A 21,182-nucleotide genomic window follows, 5' to 3' on the forward strand; every position below is an offset into this window, starting at 1 on the left:
GGGGGACGCTGCACCGTTATGGGCTTCTTGGCAACCTGAGGCCCCTCGCTGAGCCCCGGGGCGGATCATCACCGGCCGCCCTTGCGGCCTTCGCCAGCTACGCGGGCCCCGACCCGAGCGGTATATACCGGCTGGCACGCTAACTGCTAAGCCATCACTGTGCTACCCACCAGCCCATTCGACACCCCATCGTTTTCCCTGCGCCAGCCCAAGGAGTTATTCATGCGTCTGAATTCCCGCTGCAATAAAACGTTCGGCAAGACATTCGGCGGCCTGTGTCTGGCCATGGCCATGGCCGGCGTCTCGCTGGCGGCCCAGGCCGACGAGCTGGCGGATGTGAAGCAGGCCGGGGTGCTCACCGTGGGCACCGAGCTGCAGTTCGCACCCTTCGACTTCACCGAGGCCGGCAAGCAGAAGGGTCTGAACATGGAAGTGTTCGCCGAGCTGGCCAAAGAGCTGGGGGTCAAGGTGACCTTCCAGGATCTGCCGTGGCCGAGCGTGCTGCCGGGCCTGGAAGCGAAGAAGTTCGACATCGTCGCCGGCCCCGTGATCGTCACCCAGGCGCGCAAGGAGCGTTACCACTTCCTGCTGCCGATCGCCGAGGCCACCGTGTCACTGATGGCCGGGGCCAAGGACGACAGCATCAAGAAGCCTGAAGACATCGCCGGCAAGGCCGTGGGCGCCGGCAAGGGCTCGGCCCAGCTCGAAGAGCTGAAAACCTTCGCCGCGACCCTGCCGCAGAAGGTCGACATCCACGAATACGTCGACAACAACCAGGCCTACGCCGACCTCGCCGCCAAGCGCATCGTCGCCGTGGCCAACTCGCTGCCGAACATCTCCTACGTCGCCAGTCAGCGCAGCAATCTGTACAAGGTGGTGGCCCCGCCCTTCGGCAAGAAATCCTACTTCGCCTACCTGGGCCGCAAGGACGCCGAAGCCGACAGCCTGGTTGCCGCCCTCGACGCCGGCCTGCTGAAAATGCACCAGGATGGCCGCCTGGCCGCCCTGCAGAAGAAATGGCTGGGCGCCGAAATGGACGTGCCGACCGCCGACTTCACCCCCAGCTGGTAACTCGCCAGCCGCCTGCTCGCTGAAATGGCCCACCGGCGCCGATGCCGGTGGACTGCACGGGAGTCGCATCGATGTTCGATTGGCCACTGTTGTTGCAAAACCTGCCGTTGCTGCTCGACGCGCTGTGGGTCACGCTGCAGGTGTCGGTGGCCGCCCTGGTGATCGGCTTTTTCATCGGGGTGCTGGTGGCCAGCCTGCGCCTGTCGCCGACGCCCGCCCTGCGCCGCTTCGGTGGCGCCTATATTTTCGTGTTCCGCGGCATTCCGCTGCTGGTGCAACTGCTGTTCGTCTATTACTTCCTGCCCCGCATCGGCCTGCCCAACGTCTCGCCGCTCACCGCCGCGGTGATCGCCCTGGCACTGTGCTGCGCGGCCTACATCGCCGAGATCCTGCGCGGCGGCCTGCTGGCCATCCCGGGCGGCCAGCTGGAAGCCGCCGGGCTGCTGGGCCTGAGCAGCCGGCAGATGCTGGTGCGCATCCGCGTGCCGCAGGCGGTGCGCCTGACCCTGCCGGCGCTGATCAACGAGATGATCCTGCTGATCAAGGCCTCCTCGCTGGTGTCGGTGGTGGGCCTCGCCGACCTGACCCGCACCGCGCAGAACATGGCCGCCAGCGACTACCTGTTCGTCCAGGACTACCTGCTGCTGGCGGCGTTCTACTGCCTGATCAACATCCCGCTGGGCTGGTGTGGCGGCAGGCTGGAGCGGCGCATGAAGAGGATGGCGGCATGATCTTCGACCCTCATGTGATTACCGACCACCTCGGCGCCATCGGCTCGGGGTTTCTGGTCACCCTCGGCACCTGGACTGGCGGCGTGGTGCTGGGCCTGGTCCTGGGCCTGCTGATCGCGGTCGCCCAGTTGTTCGGCAACCTGCTGCTGCGCGCGCCCCTGCGGGCGTTCATCGAGATCATTCGCAGCACGCCGTTTCTGGTGCAGCTGTTTCTGGTGTACTACGGCGGCCCGGCCTTCGGCCTGAGCCTGGACCCGGTACCGGCCGGGGTGATCGGCCTGGGCATCTATGCCAGCGTGTATTTCGCCGAAGTGTTTCGCGCCGGCTTCGAGTCGGTGCCGCGCGGCCAGTTGGAGGCCGCCGACTGCCTGGGCGTGAGCCGCTGGCAGGCGATCCGGCGTATCCAGCTGCCGCAGATGCTGGTGATCATCCTGCCGGCCATGGTCAACCTGGTGACGGTGATGTGCAAGGAGACTGCCGTGCTGTCGATCATCACCATTCCCGAGCTGACCATGGTGCTCACCGGCATCGGCTCGGAGACCTTCGCCTTCGTCGAAACCCTGCTGGTGCTGTGCATCGGCTACCTGCTGCTGGTCGAGGCCAGTTCGCGGCTGGGCATGTTCCTCGAGGCCCGCGCTGGCCGTTACCTGCAACGCCAACCGAGATGACCCCATGCTAAACCTGAAGAAAGTCGGCAAAAGCTTCGGCCCGTTGCGGGTGCTCAAAGGCATCGACCTGGAAGTTGCGCGCTCGCAGGTGGTGTGCCTGATCGGCCCCTCGGGCTCGGGCAAGAGCACCTTGCTGCGCAGCATGGCCTTTCTCGAGGAGTATGACGAGGGCGAGATCCTCGTCGAAGGCCAACTGTTGGGCTGGGTGCCGGAAACCCTGCAGGGCGACCGGCCGCGCAAGCGCGCGGCACAGGCGCGGATCAACCAGGTGCGCAGCAATATCGGCATGGTCTTCCAGCAATTCAACCTGTGGCCGCACATGACCGCCCTTGGCAACGTTAGCGAGGCGCTGCTGCGGGTGCGCAAGCTGCCGGCCAAGGTCGCCCGCGAGCGTGCCATGGCCATGTTGAGCAAGGTCGGCCTCGGCCACAAGGCCGACGCCTACCCTTCGCAGCTGTCCGGCGGCCAGCAGCAGCGCGTGGCGATCGCCCGGGCGCTGGCCATGGAGCCGCACATCATGCTGTTCGACGAGCCTACCTCGGCGCTGGACCCCGAGCTGGTGGGCGAGGTATTGCAGGTGATGAAGGCCCTGGCCAAAGAAGGCATGACCATGGTGGTGGTCACCCACGAGATGGGCTTCGCCGCCCAGGTCGCCGACTCGGTGGTGTTTCTCGACCACGGCGAAATCGTCGCCAAGGGCACGCCGCAGCAGATCTTTCACAACAACGAGCACCCGCGCCTGCAGCAGTTTCTGCAGAACTACCTGGACCGCAACGCCTTCTGGCAGGACAGCAAGGAAGAGACGCCGGTTTGAACGCCCAGACACTGATCAACCCTCCCGCAGGATGCCGCCCATGCCAGTGATGAAAAACCAGCCACAGGCCTTGTACCAGCGCGCCAAGGACTTCGTGCAGGCGCAGCTGCGCGCCGGGGTGTGGAAACCCGGCGACCTGATCCCTTCGGAAAACCGCCTGGTGGTCGAGCTGGGCATGTCGCGCATGACCATCAACCGCGCGCTGCGCGAGCTGACCGAGGAAGGCCACCTGCAGCGGGTGTCCGGGGTCGGCACCTTCGTCGCCGAAGGCCGGCCGCAGTCCAACCTGCTGCGCATCACCAACATCGCCGACGAGATCATCGCCCGCGGCCATCGCTATGCCTGCGAGGTCCTGCGCCTGAGCCGCGAAGCCGCCTCGATGAGCGTGGCCGCCTCGCTGGCGCTGCCCACCGGCGCCTCGGTGTACCACCTGGTCTGCGTGCACCTGGAGGAAGGCGTGCCGGTGCAGCTGGAAGACCGCTACGTGAACCCGGAGCTGGTGCCGGAATTCGTTCAACAGGCCTTCGGCGAGCAGCTGCAACCGTCGCGCTACCTGCTGCAGGCCATTCGCCCGGACGAGATCGAGCACATCGTCGAAGCCGGCCACCCCAGCGTCGAGGAAGGGCGCCTGCTGCGCATCGAGGTCAACGAGCCCTGCCTGGTGCTGATGCGCCGCACCTGGAACGATAACAAGGTGGTGACCTACGTACGCCTGGTGCACCCGTCGTCGCGCTATCGACTGGGCAGCCGCATGGCCGTCAACGGCGCCTATCGCGAGGGCTGAGATATCGCGGGCAAAAAAAAAGCGCCTTTCGCAAGGCGCTTTTTTTATCGATATGGTCGGGGTAAGGGGATTCGAACTCCTGACATCCTGCTCCCAAAGCAGGCGCGCTACCGGACTGCGCTATACCCCGGTACAAAAAAGGCACCCCGAGAGGCGCCTTTTCTGATGCCTGCCGGTGTTAATCGGCGGGACTTCTTTAAGATCTGACCCGGCGAACCGAAATCAAAAATGGTGGGTCGTGTGGGACTCGAACCTACGACCAATTGGTTAAAAGCCAACTGCTCTACCAACTGAGCTAACGACCCAAAAATGGTCGGGGTAAGGGGATTCGAACTCCTGACATCCTGCTCCCAAAGCAGGCGCGCTACCGGACTGCGCTATACCCCGATTTGAAAAGTGGCTCCGTGACCAGGACTCGAACCTGGGACCCAATGATTAACAGTCATTTGCTCTACCGACTGAGCTATCACGGAACTATCTATTTCAGGTGCTGCTATTTCGGTGCTGCTATTTCATTTACCGCATTTGCTGCTTTCTTCAGCCTTCCCGCATCGCTGCGTTAGTGCCTCTGAGGCGCGCTATTCTACAATCTTCGCAACCTCTGTCAACCCTTAAATTGCTTTCAAGACACTGATTTGCAACTTTTTTTCAGTTTGCCGATGAAACGTGGCATTCCGTGGGTGACTGACAGCGGGGCGCACTTTACAAGCAGACGGATGGAAATGCAAGCGGGTGTTTCACAACGGCAAACCGGCCTGGCGGTCTCTCGGGGGCTTCGCCTCCTCCCACATGGGGTCGTGGCAGGGGGCGCAGACCCCGAGAGGCCGCCAGGCCGGTTGAAGGTGCAACCATCAGAAAAACGTAATCTCGTCACCCTCGACCGAACCGGTCACCGTACTGCCCGGCATGAACCTGCCCGACAGGATCAACTGCGCCAGCGGGTTCTCGATCCAGCGCTGGATGGCGCGCTTGAGCGGCCGGGCGCCGTACACTGGGTCGTAGCCGACGGCGATCAACTTGTCCATGGCCTCGTCGCTGAGCACCAGGTTCAGCTCGCGCTCGGTCAGGCGGCTGCGCAGGCGGCCCAGCTGGATCTGGGTGATGCCAGCAATCTGATCACGGGCCAGCGGCTCGAAGATCACCACCTCGTCGATACGGTTGACGAATTCCGGCCGGAAGTGCGAACCCACTGCGTCCATCACCGCCGCGCGCTGCGCTTCGCGATCGCCTGCCAGCTCCTGGATGCGTGCCGAGCCCAGGTTGGAGGTCATCACGATCACTGTGTTGCGAAAGTCCACCGTACGCCCGTGGCTGTCGGTCAGGCGGCCGTCTTCGAGCACCTGCAGCAGCACGTTGAACACATCCGGGTGAGCCTTCTCCACCTCGTCGAGCAGCACCACGGAGTAAGGCTTGCGGCGTACCGCCTCGGTCAGGTAACCGCCTTCTTCATAACCGACATAACCCGGTGGGGCACCGATCAGCCGCGCCACGGAATGTTTCTCCATGAACTCGGACATGTCGATGCGCACCATGGCCTCTTCGGTGTCGAACAGGAATTCGGCCAGGGCCTTGCACAGCTCGGTCTTGCCGACCCCGGTCGGGCCGAGGAACATGAACGAGCCGCTGGGCCGGTTCGGGTCCGACAGGCCGGCACGGGAACGCCGAACAGCGTTGGCTACAGCGATAACCGCCTCGTTCTGGCCGATCACGCGCTGGTGCAGCAGGCTTTCCATCTTCAGCAGCTTGTCGCGCTCGCCTTCGAGCATCTTCGACACGGGGATGCCGGTCCACTTGGACACCACCTCGGCGATTTCTTCCTCGGTGACCTTGCTGCGCAGCAACTGGTTTTCGGTCTTGCCGTGCTGGTCGACCATCTGCAGGCTGCGCTCCAGGTCCGGGATCACCCCGTACTGCAGCTCGGCCATGCGGCTGAGGTCGCCACGCCGGCGGGCCGCTTCCAGCTCCTGGCGCGATTGCTCGATCTTCTGCTGGATCTGCGCCGAGCCCTGCACTTCGGCTTTTTCCGAGGTCCAGATTTCTTCCAGGTCGGAGTACTCGCGCTCCAGCCGGGCGATTTCTTCCTGGAGTTTTTCCAGGCGTTTCATCGCCGCTTCATCGTCTTCCTTCTTCAGCGCCTGGGATTCCACCTTCAGTTGAATCAGGCGCCGTTCCAGACGATCGAGCACTTCGGGCTTGGAGTCGATTTCCATGCGGATACGGCTGGCCGCTTCGTCGATCAGGTCGATGGCCTTGTCCGGCAGTTGCCGGTCGGTGATGTAGCGATGGCTGAGCTTGGCGGCGGCGATGATTGCGCCGTCGGTAATGGCCACCTTGTGGTGCACCTCATAGCGTTCCTTGAGGCCGCGCAGGATGGCGATGGTGTCTTCCTCGCTCGGCTCCTCCACCAGCACTTTCTGGAAGCGCCGCTCCAGCGCCGCATCCTTCTCGATGTACTGGCGGTATTCGTTCAGCGTGGTGGCGCCGACGCAATGCAGCTCGCCGCGGGCCAGGGCCGGCTTGAGCATGTTGCCAGCGTCCATCGAACCTTCGCCCTTGCCGGCGCCGACCATGGTGTGCAGTTCGTCGATGAACAGGATGATCTGCCCTTCCTGCTTGGACAGCTCATTGAGCAGGGCCTTCAGACGCTCCTCGAACTCGCCGCGAAACTTCGCCCCGGCGATCAGTGCGCCCATGTCCAGCGACAGCAGGCGCTTGCCGCGCAGGCCGTCCGGCACTTCGCCATTGATGATGCGCTGGGCCAGGCCTTCGGCGATGGCGGTCTTGCCCACGCCAGGTTCGCCGATCAGTACCGGATTGTTCTTGGTGCGCCGTTGCAGCACCTGGATGGTCCGGCGAATTTCGTCGTCGCGGCCGATCACCGGGTCGAGCTTGCCTTCCTCGGCGCGCTTGGTCAGGTCGACGGTGTATTTCTCCAGGGCCTTGCGCGACTCTTCATGATTGGAGTCGTTGACCGCCTCGCCACCGCGCAGGTTGTTGATGGCGTTTTCCAGGGCCTTCTTGCTGACGCCATGGCCGAGCAGCAGCTTGCCCAGCTTGCTGTTCTCGTCCAGCGCCGCCAGCAGCACCAGCTCGCTGGAGATGAACTGGTCGCCCTTCTGCTGGGCCAGGCGGTCGGCCTGGTTGAGCAGGCGCGCCAGGTCCTGGGACATGTTGACGTCGCCGGTGGGGTTCTGGATCTTCGGCAGGGCGTCGAGCTCTTTGCTCAACTCCTTGCGCAGGTTGTTGACGTCGAAGCCCACCTGCATGAGCAGCGGCTTGACCGAGCCGCCCTGCTGGTCGAGCAGCGCCTGCGCCAGGTGCACGGGTTCGATGGCCGGATGGTCCATGCCCACGGCCAGGGATTGAGAATCGGATAAAGCCAACTGCAGTTTGCTGGTCAAACGGTCTATACGCATGAGTCACCTTCCTGATGGGCAGGCCGGAGCGATGAACACACCTTGATGAAGAAAACCTGCCAGAGATGGCTTATAGATGGGGGGATAAAGCGAAGATTCAAGCGAGGCAAAGTGCCAGCTTTGCCTCGGCTGGCGAAAGCGGATGTGGGAGTGGGCAACGCCCGCGAGCTCTCGATCCGGATGCTGGATCAAACCGGCCTTGCGGCCTCTCGGGGGCTTTGCCCCCTCCCACATCAAAGCGGTGCGCCGCGATCAATGTAGGAGCCGATGCATTTCGCCAGCCAGGCTCAAGATCAAACCGCCCTTGCGGCCTCTCGGGGGCTTTGCCCCCTCCCACGTCAAGGCGGTGCGCCGCGATCAATGTAGGAGCCGACGCATTTCACCAGCCAGGCTCAAGATCAAACCGCCCTTGCGGCCTCTCGGGGGCTTTGCCCCCTTCCACGTCAAGGCGGTGCGCCGCGATCAATGTAGGAGCCGGCGAAGCTGGCGAGAGGCGCGACGCATTTCGCCAGCCAGACTCAAGATCAAACTGCCCACGCGGCCTCTCGGGGGCTTTGCCCCCTTCCACGTCAGCCCTCGGCAAGATTCAGGGTAATAGCCAGACCAACGAAGCGAATCGTCCGGTGGGATTCTCGCGCCGATAGGAGAAGAACCGCTCATCCTCGATGGTGCACAACCCGCCACCATAGACCGCCGTCACACCGACCGCCGCCAGGCGAATTCGCGCCAGGGCATAGATGTCGGCGATGTATTTGCCCGGCTGTTCGCCCGCACTGAATGCCGACTCGGCTTGTGGATGGTGTGCGACGAAAGTCGCCCGCACCTCGCTTCCCACCTCGAAGTTGCGCGGGCCGATGGCCGGACCGAGCCACACCAGAATTTCCTCGGGCGCGACAGCCATGGCCTGCACCGTGGCCTCCAGCACGCCGTTGGCCAAGCCGCGCCAGCCGGCATGGGCGGCCGCCACGCGCCGGCCGGCGCGGTCGCAGAACAGTGCAGGCAGGCAGTCGGCGGTCATCGCCGTACAGGCGATGCCCGGCGTGGTTGTCCAGCAGCCGTCGGCCTCGACCACTTGGGTCGGGTCCGCCGGCACTACGTTGACCCCATGCACCTGGCTGAGCCAGGCCGGTTGCGCCTGGATGGCGGCGCACAGCCGGCGACGGTTTTCGGCAACGGCCTGGCGGTCGTCACCCACGTGGTCACCGAGGTTGAGCCCGGCATGGGCGCCGACGCTCACACCCCCGGCCCGCGTGGTCACGCAGGCCTTGACGTTGGCCGGGGCCGGCCAGTCGGGGATGAGCAAGGTCGACGACAATTGCATCAGCCGACGAACGCCTCGCGGTCCTGCTTGAGCAGCGACAGCAGCCAGACGAAATCGTCGGGCAGCGGCGTTTCCCAACCCATGCGCTCACCGGTCGTCGGATGGTCCAACTCCAGGAACCGCGCATGCAGGGCCTGGCGCGGGAAGGTCTTGAGTGCCTCGACCATGGTCGGGTTGGCGGCCGGCGGAATGCGGAAGCGCCCGCCGTAGGCCTGGTCACCGACCAACGGAAAGTTGATGTGCGACATGTGCACGCGGATCTGGTGGGTACGCCCGGTTTCCAGCTTGACGCGCACATGGGTGTGCGAACGGAAGCGCTCCAGCACGCGGTAGTGGCTGACGGCAGGCTTGCCACCTTCCATGACCGCCATGCGCTGGCGCTGCTGGCCGTGGCGGCCGATCGGCGCGTTGATCTTGCCGCCGGCGGTGACCACGCCGATGACGATGCATTCATAGATGCGGCTGACCGAGCGGCTCTGCAGCTGCTCGACCAGGCGCGTCTGCGCCTGGATGGTCTTGGCCACCACCATCAGACCGGTGGTGTCCTTGTCCAGGCGATGGACGATGCCGGCGCGCGGCACGTTGATGATGTCCGGCACATGGTGCAGCAAGGCGTTGAGCAGCGTGCCGTCGGCGTGGCCGGCAGCCGGGTGCACCACCAGGCCCGCAGGCTTGTTGATGACCAGAATCTGCTCGTCTTCATAGATGATGTCCAGGGCGATGTCCTGGGCGATCCACTCGCCCTGCGCTTCCTGCTCGGCCTTGAGCTCGAGCACGGCGCCGCCATGGACAATGTCGCGCGGACGCAGCACGCCGCCGTCCACGGTCAGGAGGCCCTCCTTGATCCAGGCGGAAAGGCGCGAGCGAGAGTGCTCGGCGAACAATAGGGCGGCGACCTGATCGAGGCGTTGACCGCCCATATCGGACGGCACCTCGGCGCGAAGTTGGATGATCTCGGACATACTCGGACTAGGCAACGGCACAGCCTTTGGTTTCAGCTGCACGCTTGTGGTTAAATACGGCGTCTTTTGCCCCGAGGGTTCCACGGGGTGCTCATCATAACAGGACGGCCACGCCCGAGACAGCGGCCGTTATAGGGACGCAAGCCGCCATGCAAGTGAAACACCTGCTGCTGATCGCCATCCTCGGACTCACCGCGGCCTGTTCGTCGAACAAAGAAAAAGTCGACGAGAACCTCAGCGAAGTCGAGCTGTACCAGCAGGCGCAGGCCGACCTGGACAACCACAACTACGGTATCGCCGTGGCCAAGCTCAAGGCTCTGGACTCGCGCTACCCCTTCGGCCGCTACGCCGACCAAGCGCAGCTGGAGCTGATCTACGCCAACTACAAGGACTCCGAGCCCGAGGCCGCGAAATCCGCTGCCGAGCGCTTTATCCGCCTGCACCCCCAGCATCCCAACGTCGACTACGCCTACTACCTCAAGGGCCTGACCTCGTTCGACCAGGACCGTGGCCTGGTGGCGCGCTTCGTGCCGCTGGACATGACCCGTCGCGACCCGGGCGCTGCCCGCGACTCGTACAACGAGTTCGCCCAGCTGACCAGCCGCTACCCCAACAGCCGCTACGCGCCGGACGCCAAGCAGCGCATGATCTACCTGCGCAACCTGCTGGCCTCCTATGAAATCCACGTGGCCGACTACTACCTGACCCGCCAGGCCTACGTCGCCGCCGCCAACCGTGGCCGCTACGTGGTGGAAAACTTCCAGGAAACCCCATCGGTCGGCGACGGCCTGGCGGTGATGGTCGAGTCCTATCAGCGTCTGCACCTGGACGACCTGGCAGCCACCAGCCTGGAAACCCTCAAGCTCAACTATCCGAACCACCCGAGCCTGAAGGATGGCCAGTTCGTGCCGCAGCAGCAGGAAGCCGACAACCGTGGCTGGCTGACACGCGCCACCCTGGGCCTGATCGAATCCAAGGATCCGCTGCCGCCGGGCGAAACCCGCGCCAACCAGGACATCCAGAAGCAGTACCAGGATGCCAAGGACAACATCCCGAAAGAATTGCTGCCACCAGATGACGGCGGTACCAACGACAAGCCAGTGGACAACCCGGACAACCAGAAGAAAGGTCGTTCGTGGCTGAGCTACATGACGTTTGGCCTGTTTGGTTGATACGCAAGGCCTGATGTTGAGCAGGGCGGCGACTGGCCGCCCTCGCGGCCGATAGTGAATCATGCCGAGATCCCCGGCAGCCCGCCAATCCCTCTTGCTCCCCGCCTAGCCCCCTCCTACACTGCCTCATCCTTTCTACCGAAGCGGGTAACCATGATTCGCCTACTGTTCTGGGTCGTTGTGATTTTTGTTGCCGTGTGGGCCTGGCGCAAATTCAAGGCACCCGCTGTGAGCACCCCTGCCCGCAGGCCGGAAAACGCCCTGCCGATGGTCCGCTGCGCCCACTGCGGCGTGCACGTGCCCGACAACAGCGCGCTGCGCCAAGGCGACCTCTGGTATTGCAGCCAGGCCCACCTGCAACAGGGCCCCACCGCCGGTGGTCGCTGACCTGTTCGGCCCGGGGGCCGCGCAAACCCGGCGAATGCTGCGCCTTTACCACCTCTACCGCCTGACCATCGGCATCGCCCTGGTGCTGCTGATTTCCAGCGAAATGGACAACAAGCTGCTGGATATCGCCAACGGCGAGCTGTTCCGCGCCGGCAGCTGGACCTACCTGATCCTCAACATCCTGGTGGTGGTACTGGGCAGCGTGCGCCGCCCGGCCCAGGTGTTCGGCCTGGCGCTGGCCGACATCCTGCTGCTGGCCGGGCTGTTCTATGCCGGCGGCGGCACGCCCAGCGGCATCGGCAACCTGATGGTGGCTTCGGTGGCCATGAGCAATGTGCTGCTGCGCGGGCGCATCGGCCTGCTGGTGGCTGCGGTAGCGACCATCGCCATCATCTACCTGAGCTTCTACCTCAACTACCTGCGCCCCACGCCGATCGGCGACTACGTGCAGGCCGGCACCCTGGGGGTGCTGTGCTTTGCCGTGTCGTTCATGGTCCAGGCCCTGACCCGCCTGCTGGTCACCAGTGAGACCCTGGCCGAGCAAAGGGCCCACGACGTCACCAACCTTGAGGAGCTCAACGCGCTGATCCTGCAGCGCATGCGCACCGGCATCATGGTCCTCGACGGCGAGTTGCGCGTGCAGATGGCCAACCAGGGCGCCGCCGGATTGATCGGCAACGACGAGCTGGTCGGACAGTTGATCGCCGAATACTCGCCGCAGCTGATCGAGCGCCTGCACCAGTGGCAGACCAACCCGACCCTGCGCCTGCAAAGCATCAAGCTCAAGCCCACCGGCCCGGCCGTGCAGGTCAGCTTCATCGCCCTGCGGGTGCGCGAACAGACCCAGACGCTGATCTTTCTCGAAGACCTCTCGCAGATCGCCCAGCAGGCCCAGCAGCTCAAGCTGGCCGCGCTGGGCCGGCTGACCGCCAGTATCGCCCACGAGATTCGCAACCCACTCGGCGCCATCAGCCATGCCGGGCAATTGCTGCACGAGTCCGAGGAACTGACCGAGCCGGACCGACGCCTCAACCAGATCATCCAGGACCAATGCAAGCGCATGAACCTGATCATCGAGAACGTGCTGCAACTCTCGCGACGGCGTCCGGCCGAGCCGGAGATGCTCGACCTGGCCCAGTGGCTGGAGCGCTTCGTCGGCGACTTCCGCGCCAGCGCGCAAGGTCGGCAACAATTGCACATGTACGTCACCGACGGCCCGCTGGAAACCCGCATGGACCCTCATCACCTGACTCAGGTGCTGGACAACCTGGTACAGAACGGCCTGCGCTACAGCGGCCAGCGCAACGGCCAGGCCCAGGTCTGGCTGAACCTGTTCGTCGAGCCGGGCAACGGCCTGCCGATCCTGGAAGTGCTGGACGACGGCCCGGGCTTTCCTGCCGACCAGTTGCAACACATCTTCGAACCGTTCTTCACCACCGAAACCAAGGGCACAGGCCTGGGCCTGTATATCTCCCGCGAGCTGTGCGAAAGCAACCAGGCCCACCTGGACTACCGCCCCCGTGAAAACGGCGGCAGTTGCATGCGCATCACCTTCGCCCACCCGCGCAGACTGAGCTGACCATGAGCCAACGGCAAAAAATCCTCATCGTCGATGACGAACCGGACATCCGCGAACTGCTGGAAATCACCCTCGGCCGCATGAAGCTGGAGACCCGTAGCGCGCGCAACTGCAAGGAAGCCCGCGACTGGCTGGCCAAGGAGCCTTTCGACCTGTGCCTGACCGACATGCGCCTGCCCGACGGCACCGGCATGGAGCTGGTGCAGCATATACAGCAGCGCCACCCCAACGTGCCGGTGGCGATGATCACTGCCTACGGCAGCCTCGACACCGCCGTCACCGCGCTCAAGGCCGGAGCGTTCGACTTCCTGACCAAGCCGGTGGATCTGGCGCGCCTGCGCGAACTGGTGGGCAGCGCGCTGCGCCTGCAGGCGGCGGCGCCAACCGGTGAGCCGTTGATCGACGAGCGCCTGCTGGGTGACTCGCCGCCCATGCTGGCCCTGCGCAAGCAGATCCTGCGCCTGGCCCGCAGCCAGGCGCCGGTGTACATCAGCGGCGAGTCGGGCAGCGGCAAGGAGCTGGTGGCGCGCCTGATCCACGAACAGGGCCCGCGCAGCGCCCTGCCCTTCGTGCCGGTCAACTGTGGCGCGATTCCTTCGGAGCTGATGGAGAGCGAATTCTTCGGCCACCGCAAGGGCAGCTTCACGGGCGCCACCGAAGACAAGCCGGGGCTGTTCCAGGCCGCCAACGGCGGCACGCTGTTTCTCGACGAAGTGGCCGACCTGCCGTTGGCCATGCAGGTCAAGCTGCTGCGGGTGATCCAGGAGAAGGCCGTGCGCGCGGTCGGCGGCCAGGCGGAGGTGGTGGTGGACGTGCGCATCCTCTGCGCCACCCATAAGGACCTCGCCGCCGAGGTGGCCGCCGGCCGTTTCCGCCAGGACCTCTACTACCGCCTCAACGTCATCGAGCTGCGCGTGCCATCACTGCGCGAGCGCCGCGAAGACGTCGAATTGCTGGCCAACCGCGTGCTGCAACGCCTGGCCCAGGGCAGCGGCCTGCCGCCGGCGCAGCTGAGTGACGAAGCGCTGGCCACCCTCAAGGGCTACCGCTTCCCGGGCAACGTGCGCGAGCTGGAAAACATGCTGGAGCGGGCCTACACCCTGTGCGAGGACGACCGCATCGAAGCCAGCGACCTGCGCCTGACCGAGTCGACCCCCAGCGGCGAAGCGGGCGAGCCGGACTTCGCCCAGATCGACAACCTCGAGGACTACCTGGAGAGCATCGAGCGCAAGCTGATCCTCCAGGCCCTGGAAGAGACTCGCTGGAACCGTACGGCGGCGGCGCAGCGTTTGAGCCTGTCGTTTCGCTCGATGCGCTATCGATTGAAGAAGCTCGGCCTGGATTGAGCGTTACGCGTTGCCCAGTCCCAACCGCACATCCGGCGCATAAGGCGCTGGATCGATGATCGGCGCCCGGCCCAGCATGAGGTCGGCAAACAACTGACACGAAGCCGGCGCCAGCACCAGCCCGTTGCGGTAATGCCCGCAGTTGAGCCACAGCCCGTCGAACGCCGTCACCGGCCCGATGAACGGAATCCCCTCCGGCGAGCCAGGCCGCAGCCCGGCCCAGTGCCGCACAGGGGTCGCCCCGGCCAGGCCCGGCAGCAGCTCGGCAGCGGAAATCTTCAGGCTCTCCAGGGCATTCAAGGTCGGCGTCTTGTCGAACCCCTCGTGCTCCAGGGTGCTGCCCACCAGAATATGCCCGTCACGCCGCGGGATGGCATAGCGCCCCTTGGCCAGCACCATGCAGGGCAGGAAATCCGCCGCGCACTGGTACAGAATCATCTGCCCCTTGACCGGCTCCACCGGCAGGCCGATACCCAGGCTTTCCAGCAACTCGCCGCTCCACGCACCGGCGGTCAGCACCACACGGTCACCGAGGATTTCCCCCCCGTGGGTGCGCACCCCGTGAATCCGCTGGCCGTCGCGCACGAAGCCGAGCACCTCGCACTGTTCTTCCAGTTGCACATTGGGCAGGGCCTGCAACGCAGCTTTCAGCGACTTGACCAGACGCGGGTTGCGCACGTTGGCGACGTCGGCCATATGGATGGCCCGGCGATAGCCCGGCCCCAGCGCCGGCACGGCGTCGTAGGTGGCCGAGATGTCCACCGCAGTCATCGGCCGGCGTTCGCGCTGTGCCCAGGCCAGCGCCTGGGCTTCATCGTCCAGGTCCAGCCAGTACAGCCCGGTGGTATGCACCTCGGGGTCGATGCCGGTCTGGGCCAGCAGTTGCGCGGCGAACTGTGGATAGAAATCCTGCGACCAATGCGCCAGGGCCGTCACCGCCGGGCTGTAGCGCCAGGGGTAGAGCGGTGAAACGATACCGCCACCGGCCCAGGAAGACTCCTGGCCCATGGCGTTGCGGTCGATGAGGGTGACCCGGGTGGGCTGGGTCGTTTGCGAAGCCAGATTGAGTGCGGTCAGCAGGCCGATGACGCCGCCGCCGACGATTATTATATGGGCTTGGGTGGGCATGGGGGTTCCGGGTAAAAACCTGGGGCTCAACGGCCCCAGCAGGTCAGGGTCGAGGCAGAACCGGAGTTGCTGCGCGCGCCGGTGTTGGTCAGGATGAAGTTGCCGCAGGTGTCACCGGCCATGATGGTGCCGGCGATCGGCGTGGCGGTCAGGGTAAAGGCCGACGCGGTGCGGGTGGAGATGATCGTGTAGTAGCTGTTGCCCACCGGGTCGGCGGTCGAGGTGTCGGCGTAGTTGCCGGACTTCGAATACTGCCGCTCCAGTGACTGCGCGGCCTGGGTCAGCAGCACGACGATTTCCGCGCGGCGGGTGGTTTTCACGTGGTTCACGTAACTGGGATAGGCGATGGCCGCAAGAACGCCGATGATCGCCACCACGATCATCAACTCGATCAGGGTGAAACCTTTGCTCGAAGTACGCATATTCGCTCTCGTCACTGTATTTGTCGCCACAGGATGCGGCCGCCGGCACCGCCGCCCTTCATGATCTGGTTGTCGATAGTACCGTCCGAAAGGCCGGCCGTCAGGCTGATGGCATCGGCCGTGGTCGAACTCCCGGCGATGGACACCACCGCTGTCAGGGTCGGGATACCGGAAGAATAGATCTTGCCGCTGGAAGCGGTATCCGAGGCGTTCACCACCTTGTCACCGTTGGTGTCCAGCACGGCGGTGGTGAGCATGCCGCCGGCCAGTGCGTCGAGCACCACCAGGCGGCCGAAGCCCTGGCTGGAACAGGGGTCGGTGGTGTCGACACCGGCCGTGGTGAACAGGATCCGACCCAGGGTGTAGTAGGCCTGGTAGATCACCCGCTCGCCGACCAGCGTGCTGTTGTAGCTGAGCGGCAGGTACCAGCCGTACTGGCTGGTGTAGTCCACCGTATTGCCGCTGGTGGTCATGTAGGTGCCACCGGTGCCGGTGAAGGTGCCGGTAATCGACTGCGCTGCCAGGTTGGCGACGCTGTAGTTGCCGGCGCCGCCGTCCTTGTCCCACACCGCATAGAAGGCCTGGGTGTAGGTGGTGGTCTTGTCGGTGGTTTCGTTGAACTTGCCGGTACCGAAATAGACCATGCGCCCGCTGCTGTTGTTGTTGACCAGCAGCGGCGGCGCGGTGATCGGCTGGTTGGCGCCGCCGGGCGCGGTGAACAGCGGCTTGCCGGAGAACGCCAGGCCCCAGGCACTGATCGAGGTGCTGCTGAGGTCGAACTTCCACATGCGGCCCTTGAGGTCGCCCGCGTAGGCCGCCTGCACGGTGCTGGTGGCGTCGAGCTTGAGTGCCACCGACGACAGGCCATTGGTGGTCTCGGTGCTGTCGACCACCAGCTTGGTGATCAGCGAGCCGTCGGCCACATTGATCACGTACAGCGCCGCCACGCCCGAATTGCTGCCATAGCCATTGGCGATGAAGGCGGCCCAGCGGCCATCGGGCAGCCGGGCGATCTGCGGCTTGGCGTAGGCGTAACCCAGGTCGTTCAACGGGTTGCTGGTGCTGGCGGTGGCCGGCGCGCTGATTTCCCACAGCGCGCCGAGGGTGTTGGTGCCGTTGAACAGCTGGATCGCCGAGAAGGTCTTGCCCCCCGCGCCGGTGCCGTTGAAGGCCACGGTCGACCAGTTGCCATTGATCTGCACGTCGGCGACCGTGGTCTGGCCGTCGTTGAGGAAGGTGTGCGCGGTGCCATTCACGTAGGACGTGCTGGCCACGGTGTAGAGCGACGCCAGGGTGCTCGACGGCAGGTAGGCGAAGATCCGCGCGCCGTTGGCCGGGTTGATCACGTCGGTGAAGCCGTCGTTGGCGTTGACGACCAGGCTGGCGTTCATGGCCGCTGCCTTGGTGGCGAGGTAGGTGGTGTAGCTGGTGTCGGTGGCCGTGTTGGAGGCGGTCTGCGCCGTGGGCGAGGCATAGGTCAGCGGCGAATTGATGATATCGCCGAGCAGCACGGTGCGGGTGCGCAGGCCGGTCTTGTTGACGCCCTTGGCCCAGTTGACCAGGTCGGTGCCGGTGATGCCGGTGGGCAGGTTGGCACTGAGGGTGGCCTGCTGGGCGGCGGTGAAGTTGCCGTACACCAGGTTGATCGCCGTGGTGCCATTCCAGGACTGGAACAGCGGCGCCGTGGAGGCCGGCACTATGGTGGTGTCGGTGGTCCAGTTCAGGGTGGTGGCGACGGTACCGTCGCTGTTGTACGGGTAGGAGCGGATGATGCCGCGCCAGTCGGTAGGGTCGTACAGGGTCTGGTAGTAGGCGGTGCCGCTGGACAGGGTCGAGGCGCTGGACGAGCCGGCGCCACCGGAGCCAGCCTTGGAACTGATGCTGCTCAGGGCCGAGTTCAGGGCGGCAGCCAGGGTCGCCGCGTCGCTGGCCTGGTAATAGGCGCCGTGGCCGTAGCTGGCGGCGTCGGACAGCATCTGCTGGGTGGTGGTGAAGCCTACCGTGTAGGTCAGCATGTTCTGTTTGGGGAAGTCGGCGGCGTCCCAGCTCTTGTTCGCCAGGTCGCTGAGGCCGGTGCGCATGTCGATGTCGTAGGCGAACTTGGCGATGTCGTCGAGGTACAGCGTGTCGCCCTCGCCGTCACCATTGAGATCATCGCCGTCGTTGGCGCTGTTGCCATCCCAGTTGGGCAGCGTGCCGGCACCGGCCACGGCCAGGGCCGGGTCACCGGTGTTGCTGTCGCTCGTGGAGCTCGGGAACGACCGGTCGTAGGTGGGCAGGCCGTCGGTGATCACCACGCCGTAGTTCTTCTGGCAGCGGTACTGGATCGGGCTGGTGTAGCGCACCCCGCTGATGCCGGGGTTGTAGTAATAGTAGGGGTACAGGCCGCGCATGTAGCGCGTGACCTCGTAGTAGGTTTCGGCCAGCGGCGTGTTGGACGTGGCGCCAAGCCCGGCGATGGAGGTCAACAGGTTGTTGTAGTTGGTGGTGGCTTGGGCAGAGGTGGTGCTGCTGGTGGCCTGCAGGTCGGACACCACCCGGGTGATGTTGCCCCCAGGCCCCGAGTCGCCGCCGCGCGGTGCGTTGTACGAGGCCAGGCCGATACGCAGCGAGCGGTTGGCGTTGACGATCGCCGTCGCCGCGTTGCGCGCCACATTGATGCGGTAGTCGTTGGGGATGCTGCCGTCGGTGTAATCCTTGGTGGTGCCGCTCATCTTGGAGATGAGATAGGAGATGTAGCGCGCCGAGATGCGTGTGTTGCCGTTACCCACCGGGTCGGGCAGCTTGAGGCAGTACAGCGTCGACGACCCCTGCACCTTGAAGGCGTTGTAGGCGCTGTTCGAGCAGTCGCCCTGGGAGAAATCGCCGACGAACAGGTTTTCGCTGGTCATGTCCAGGGCGGTGCTGTAGTTGCAGACATAGTTCCTGCCGCTGTAGCCGCAGCCATACACATACAATTGTGGCCAGGTGGTCAGCGACTGGTCGAAGTCCGAGGCGCGGATCAGGCTGTTCATGCTCCCGGAGTTGTCCACCAGCAGCATCAGGTTGGGCGTGACGGCCGCCGCACTGAGCAGCGGCGACGCGGCCGGAGTGAAGGCCGCCGCCGACTGGCCGAGGCTCAGCAGCAGCAATACCAGGCAGGCCCGCAGCCACATCCGCACAGACTCAGGTGCACTTCGCATAAACACTCTCCAGCACAGTCCTGCTGATACCCGAAATGCCCACCGCGGTGATCCGGTACAGGGTCGCGGACGCGGCGCAGTTGGCCGGCGCGTTGACCGCGTCGGAGGTGGTGCCGATGTTCTGCACGCCATAGAAGCCGTCGCCGGTGCTGTTGGCGATCCACAGCACGCCATTGGTGCCGGTGCCGGCGGACAGGGTGGTGGACGTGGAATCCGGCGGCGGCAGGCAGGCCGCCGCGCCGCTGCACTGAGTCAGCTTGTAGGTGCTCGACGCCACCGCGTTTTCACCCACCCGCAGCGTGGCCTCGGCCAGCTGGAACGAAAGGTTCTTGAGGGTCACGCTGCCGGCCATTTTCTCCTGCATGGTCGCATTCTGCATCGACGACACACCGATCAAGGTGACCAGCAGCAGAAAGATCAGGGCCACCACCAGCACCAACCCGCTTTGCTGGCGGCAGGACAGTTGTGGCTGGCGGTAATACCGACGAGACATGGCTAGTTCATCCTGTTGCGCACGGCGGCGACGACGCTGAATTGCTGTTGCCGGGCATTGGCCTTGGGGTCGAACAACGTCAGGGTCAGGCGCAGGGTGCGGATCAAGGCGGGGTTGGCAGGGGTGGCGGTGTAGCTGGTGATCACTTTGTCGGTGGCGGTGCTGGCGACGCCGAACAGCACCGTGAAGTCGACCACGTTGTCGATCAACACCGAGGTGGCGGTGCCCACCGTGGTCAGGATCTGGTGGTTGAGCAGGGTATAGACCACCTTGCGGATCGGGAAGGCAGTCTGCCCGGCGCCGGCAGCCTGCGCGCCGAGGTAGACGATGGACGAGGAGGTGCAGTTGGACAGGATGGTCCAGGTCGGGGTACCGCCGATGCTGCCGACGTCGGCGGTGATCAGGCTCAAGGTGTTGCCGGCGGTGGAGCTGGTGACCCAGGTGATCGGCAGGGCCTGGGCCGTGGTGAAGGTCGCCGCTGCGGCATTGTTGGGGGTGACCGTGTTGAGGCAGCCGAACATGCCGACCATGCGGATTTCCTGGACCATCTTGGTCAGGGCGAACCGGGCGTCTTCCTGGATCGCCGCCGCCGCGTTCTGGGTGGTGTAGGTGCTCTTGGCCGAGATGAACACCTGCAGGATGCCCAGGGTCACGATCAGGCCGAGGAACAGCGCCACCATCAGTTCGATCAGGCTGAAGCCCGACTGCGTCGTTCGGTTACGGGTCATGGGATGCTCGCATCGATGGCGACTCGGCTGGTGAGCACGAAGGACCGCCTGGAAGCAGCGGCATCGGTGCTGTTCATGGCCCGGGCATCGCTCCAGTAGACCGTGATGGTCACCACGCGACCGGTGACGGCAATCGAGCCATCACCGGTCAAGGGGTCGAAGTTGCGAATGTTCTGCGCGAAATCGTACAAATCCTGGTCCCGTGGCGAGGTGTAGTTCGATGCGCTGGGGGCACTGGTCAGGTTCGCCAGCACATAGCTGCCATTGGGGTTGGCGCGGATGCGGTCGAGCATGTCGTAGGCGACAAAGCTGGCCTGGCTGGTCATCCTGGAGCTGTCGGTGAACTTCAGCGCGTTGAGCTGGATGGCCGCGGCGCCCAGCAGCCCGACTGCAAGAATCAGGACCGAGATCAGCACTTCGATCAGCGAGAAGCCGGCCTGCCGGCCCCTCAGGGGCGCCCTCAGTTTGCGCATGCGGCCCCCAGCACGACCCGGCCGTTGAGACACACGCCAAGGGTACGAACCTGGGTGCCACGGGTGTAGGTGATGGTCACTGAAGCCACTGGGGAGTTGAGTGCGCCCAGGTTGTTGAACTCAATGTAGGCCGCTGCCCCTGCCGAAGAGGTGGCCGACACCACGGTATTGGCGCTGAGCGCGGGCATCACCCGCAGGATGCTGGCCAAGCTGGCGGTCTGGCCCATCTGCGCGTTGACGATGCCACTCCAGGCGCCACTGGCGACCGGTTGCAGGCGCACGGCAACGCCACGGGTGATGGACTCCAGGCGCGCGTAATTCAAGGCTCGGTACAACTCGCTGCTCTCGTTGTCGGCGGTGGTCTTGTTGATCATGCCGATGAACGCGGGGACGGCGATCGTGGTGAGGATGGCGACGATTGCGATCGTCACCATCAGCTCCACCAGCGTAAACCCCTTGTCACGAAACCGCATTGCAACCCTCCCCCAGGAACCGCGACTATACC

At 64.8% G+C, this 21,182-nt stretch carries 19 protein-coding genes and 4 tRNA genes; 9 read left to right on the top strand and 14 right to left on the bottom strand.

Translation table 11 applies throughout. The features are described 5' to 3' along the window. The first annotated feature begins 222 nt into the window (after positions 1-222). From SFA35_RS22355 to hutC, 5 genes are all read left to right on the top strand, one after another. Positions 223-1,071, top strand: a complete 849-nt coding sequence (locus SFA35_RS22355; protein ID WP_320572791.1) for a transporter substrate-binding domain-containing protein — start codon at positions 223-225, stop codon at positions 1,069-1,071. Positions 1,072-1,142: 71 nt separating this feature from the next. Then, entirely contained in the window at positions 1,143-1,802 is a 660-nt protein-coding gene (locus tag SFA35_RS22360) for an amino acid ABC transporter permease (RefSeq protein WP_320572792.1), read from the top strand. Next, a complete protein-coding gene (locus SFA35_RS22365) occupies positions 1,799-2,470 on the top strand; it encodes an amino acid ABC transporter permease (protein ID WP_320572793.1) in 672 nt (223 codons plus the stop codon). Before SFA35_RS22360 ends, SFA35_RS22365 begins: the two co-directional genes overlap by 4 nt. Positions 2,471-2,474: 4 nt before the next feature. Beyond that, positions 2,475-3,284, top strand: coding sequence for an amino acid ABC transporter ATP-binding protein (locus tag SFA35_RS22370; protein WP_320572794.1), 810 nt, complete (start codon positions 2,475-2,477; stop codon positions 3,282-3,284). Positions 3,285-3,333: 49 nt separating this feature from the next. Beyond that, positions 3,334-4,068: a histidine utilization repressor gene (gene hutC, locus SFA35_RS22375; RefSeq protein WP_414058560.1), complete on the top strand. Its 735-nt coding sequence runs from the start codon at positions 3,334-3,336 to the stop codon at positions 4,066-4,068. 53 nt (positions 4,069-4,121) lie between these two features. Here hutC and SFA35_RS22380 read toward each other — a convergent pair. From SFA35_RS22380 to rluD, 7 genes are all read right to left on the bottom strand, one after another. Continuing rightward, positions 4,122-4,198, bottom strand: a tRNA-Pro gene (locus SFA35_RS22380). 99 nt (positions 4,199-4,297) lie between these two features. Continuing rightward, positions 4,298-4,373 (bottom strand) — tRNA-Lys (locus SFA35_RS22385). A gap of 5 nt (positions 4,374-4,378) precedes the next feature. Then, positions 4,379-4,455, bottom strand: a tRNA-Pro gene (locus tag SFA35_RS22390). A gap of 10 nt (positions 4,456-4,465) precedes the next feature. Then, positions 4,466-4,541, bottom strand: a tRNA-Asn gene (locus SFA35_RS22395). Positions 4,542-4,919: 378 nt separating this feature from the next. Beyond that, positions 4,920-7,484: an ATP-dependent chaperone ClpB gene (clpB, locus tag SFA35_RS22400; protein ID WP_320572798.1), complete on the bottom strand. Its 2,565-nt coding sequence runs from the start codon at positions 7,482-7,484 to the stop codon at positions 4,920-4,922. A gap of 586 nt (positions 7,485-8,070) precedes the next feature. After that, positions 8,071-8,805, bottom strand: a complete 735-nt coding sequence (pgeF, locus tag SFA35_RS22405; protein ID WP_414058432.1) for a peptidoglycan editing factor PgeF — start codon at positions 8,803-8,805, stop codon at positions 8,071-8,073. Beyond that, positions 8,805-9,767 (bottom strand): 23S rRNA pseudouridine(1911/1915/1917) synthase RluD, encoded by a 963-nt coding sequence (gene rluD / locus SFA35_RS22410; protein ID WP_320572799.1) that lies wholly within the window; start codon positions 9,765-9,767, stop codon positions 8,805-8,807. The genes pgeF and rluD overlap by 1 nt, the downstream gene beginning before the upstream one ends. 149 nt (positions 9,768-9,916) lie before the next feature. On the opposite strand from rluD, the gene SFA35_RS22415 reads away from it, so the two are divergent. From SFA35_RS22415 to SFA35_RS22430, 4 genes are all read left to right on the top strand, one after another. Beyond that, positions 9,917-10,939: an outer membrane protein assembly factor BamD gene (locus SFA35_RS22415; protein ID WP_320572800.1), complete on the top strand. Its 1,023-nt coding sequence runs from the start codon at positions 9,917-9,919 to the stop codon at positions 10,937-10,939. Positions 10,940-11,092: 153 nt separating this feature from the next. Further along, positions 11,093-11,326, top strand: coding sequence for a PP0621 family protein (locus SFA35_RS22420; protein ID WP_320572802.1), 234 nt, complete (start codon positions 11,093-11,095; stop codon positions 11,324-11,326). Next, positions 11,316-12,905 carry a sensor histidine kinase gene (locus SFA35_RS22425; RefSeq protein ID WP_414058433.1) on the top strand — a complete coding sequence of 530 codons (1,590 nt, stop codon included), beginning with the start codon at positions 11,316-11,318 and terminating at the stop codon, positions 12,903-12,905. The genes SFA35_RS22420 and SFA35_RS22425 overlap by 11 nt, the downstream gene beginning before the upstream one ends. Before the next feature lie 2 nt (positions 12,906-12,907). Further along, complete coding sequence (locus tag SFA35_RS22430; protein ID WP_320572806.1) at positions 12,908-14,251, top strand: sigma-54 dependent transcriptional regulator; 1,344 nt, start codon at positions 12,908-12,910, stop codon at positions 14,249-14,251. Positions 14,252-14,254: 3 nt separating this feature from the next. Here SFA35_RS22430 and thiO read toward each other — a convergent pair whose 3' ends face one another. Genes thiO through SFA35_RS22465 form a run of 7 tightly spaced genes read right to left on the bottom strand, consistent with a single transcriptional unit; the run spans position 14,255 to position 21,150 of the window. Beyond that, positions 14,255-15,379, bottom strand: coding sequence for a glycine oxidase ThiO (gene thiO, locus SFA35_RS22435; RefSeq protein WP_320572807.1), 1,125 nt, complete (start codon positions 15,377-15,379; stop codon positions 14,255-14,257). Positions 15,380-15,405: 26 nt separating this feature from the next. Continuing rightward, on the bottom strand, positions 15,406-15,801 hold the full coding sequence (locus SFA35_RS22440) for a type IV pilin protein (RefSeq protein WP_320572808.1): 396 nt from the start codon (positions 15,799-15,801) through the stop codon (positions 15,406-15,408). An 11-nt stretch (positions 15,802-15,812) separates the two neighbouring features. Beyond that, positions 15,813-18,983 (bottom strand): pilus assembly protein, encoded by a 3,171-nt coding sequence (locus tag SFA35_RS22445; protein ID WP_414058434.1) that lies wholly within the window; start codon positions 18,981-18,983, stop codon positions 15,813-15,815. Continuing rightward, positions 18,967-19,476, bottom strand: a complete 510-nt coding sequence (locus SFA35_RS22450; RefSeq protein WP_320572809.1) for a PilX N-terminal domain-containing pilus assembly protein — start codon at positions 19,474-19,476, stop codon at positions 18,967-18,969. Before SFA35_RS22450 ends, SFA35_RS22445 begins: the two co-directional genes overlap by 17 nt. 2 nt (positions 19,477-19,478) lie before the next feature. After that, a complete protein-coding gene (locus tag SFA35_RS22455; RefSeq protein ID WP_320572811.1) occupies positions 19,479-20,204 on the bottom strand; it encodes a PilW family protein in 726 nt (241 codons plus the stop codon). Then, positions 20,201-20,668, bottom strand: a complete 468-nt coding sequence (pilV, locus tag SFA35_RS22460) for a type IV pilus modification protein PilV (protein WP_414058561.1) — start codon at positions 20,666-20,668, stop codon at positions 20,201-20,203. Before pilV ends, SFA35_RS22455 begins: the two co-directional genes overlap by 4 nt. Then, positions 20,665-21,150: a GspH/FimT family pseudopilin gene (locus SFA35_RS22465; RefSeq protein ID WP_320572815.1), complete on the bottom strand. Its 486-nt coding sequence runs from the start codon at positions 21,148-21,150 to the stop codon at positions 20,665-20,667. Before SFA35_RS22465 ends, pilV begins: the two co-directional genes overlap by 4 nt. Positions 21,151-21,182 lie beyond the last annotated feature (32 nt).

Source organism: Pseudomonas sp. HR96, assembly GCF_034059295.1.
In the GTDB taxonomy this organism is placed as follows: Bacteria; Pseudomonadota; Gammaproteobacteria; order Pseudomonadales; family Pseudomonadaceae; genus Aquipseudomonas.

Bases quoted from the DNA above. Each gene is read 5' to 3' on its own strand.
- SFA35_RS22415 (WP_320572800.1), top strand. From the start codon at position 9,917: ATGCAAGTGAAACACCTGCTGCTGATCGCCATCCTCGGACTCACCGCG.
- SFA35_RS22355 (WP_320572791.1), top strand. From the start codon at position 223: ATGCGTCTGAATTCCCGCTGCAATAAAACGTTCGGCAAGACATTCGGC.
- rluD (WP_320572799.1), bottom strand. From the start codon at position 9,767: ATGTCCGAGATCATCCAACTTCGCGCCGAGGTGCCGTCCGATATGGGC.
- thiO (WP_320572807.1), bottom strand. From the start codon at position 15,379: ATGCCCACCCAAGCCCATATAATAATCGTCGGCGGCGGCGTCATCGGC.
- SFA35_RS22420 (WP_320572802.1), top strand. From the start codon at position 11,093: ATGATTCGCCTACTGTTCTGGGTCGTTGTGATTTTTGTTGCCGTGTGG.
- pgeF (WP_414058432.1), bottom strand. From the start codon at position 8,805: ATGCAATTGTCGTCGACCTTGCTCATCCCCGACTGGCCGGCCCCGGCC.
- SFA35_RS22430 (WP_320572806.1), top strand. From the start codon at position 12,908: ATGAGCCAACGGCAAAAAATCCTCATCGTCGATGACGAACCGGACATC.
- hutC (WP_414058560.1), top strand. From the start codon at position 3,334: ATGAAAAACCAGCCACAGGCCTTGTACCAGCGCGCCAAGGACTTCGTG.
- SFA35_RS22440 (WP_320572808.1), bottom strand. From the start codon at position 15,801: ATGCGTACTTCGAGCAAAGGTTTCACCCTGATCGAGTTGATGATCGTG.
- clpB (WP_320572798.1), bottom strand. From the start codon at position 7,484: ATGCGTATAGACCGTTTGACCAGCAAACTGCAGTTGGCTTTATCCGAT.
- SFA35_RS22370 (WP_320572794.1), top strand. From the start codon at position 2,475: ATGCTAAACCTGAAGAAAGTCGGCAAAAGCTTCGGCCCGTTGCGGGTG.
- SFA35_RS22455 (WP_320572811.1), bottom strand. From the start codon at position 20,204: ATGACCCGTAACCGAACGACGCAGTCGGGCTTCAGCCTGATCGAACTG.
- SFA35_RS22450 (WP_320572809.1), bottom strand. From the start codon at position 19,476: ATGTCTCGTCGGTATTACCGCCAGCCACAACTGTCCTGCCGCCAGCAA.
- SFA35_RS22465 (WP_320572815.1), bottom strand. From the start codon at position 21,150: ATGCGGTTTCGTGACAAGGGGTTTACGCTGGTGGAGCTGATGGTGACG.
- SFA35_RS22445 (WP_414058434.1), bottom strand. From the start codon at position 18,983: ATGCGAAGTGCACCTGAGTCTGTGCGGATGTGGCTGCGGGCCTGCCTG.
- SFA35_RS22360 (WP_320572792.1), top strand. From the start codon at position 1,143: ATGTTCGATTGGCCACTGTTGTTGCAAAACCTGCCGTTGCTGCTCGAC.
- SFA35_RS22365 (WP_320572793.1), top strand. From the start codon at position 1,799: ATGATCTTCGACCCTCATGTGATTACCGACCACCTCGGCGCCATCGGC.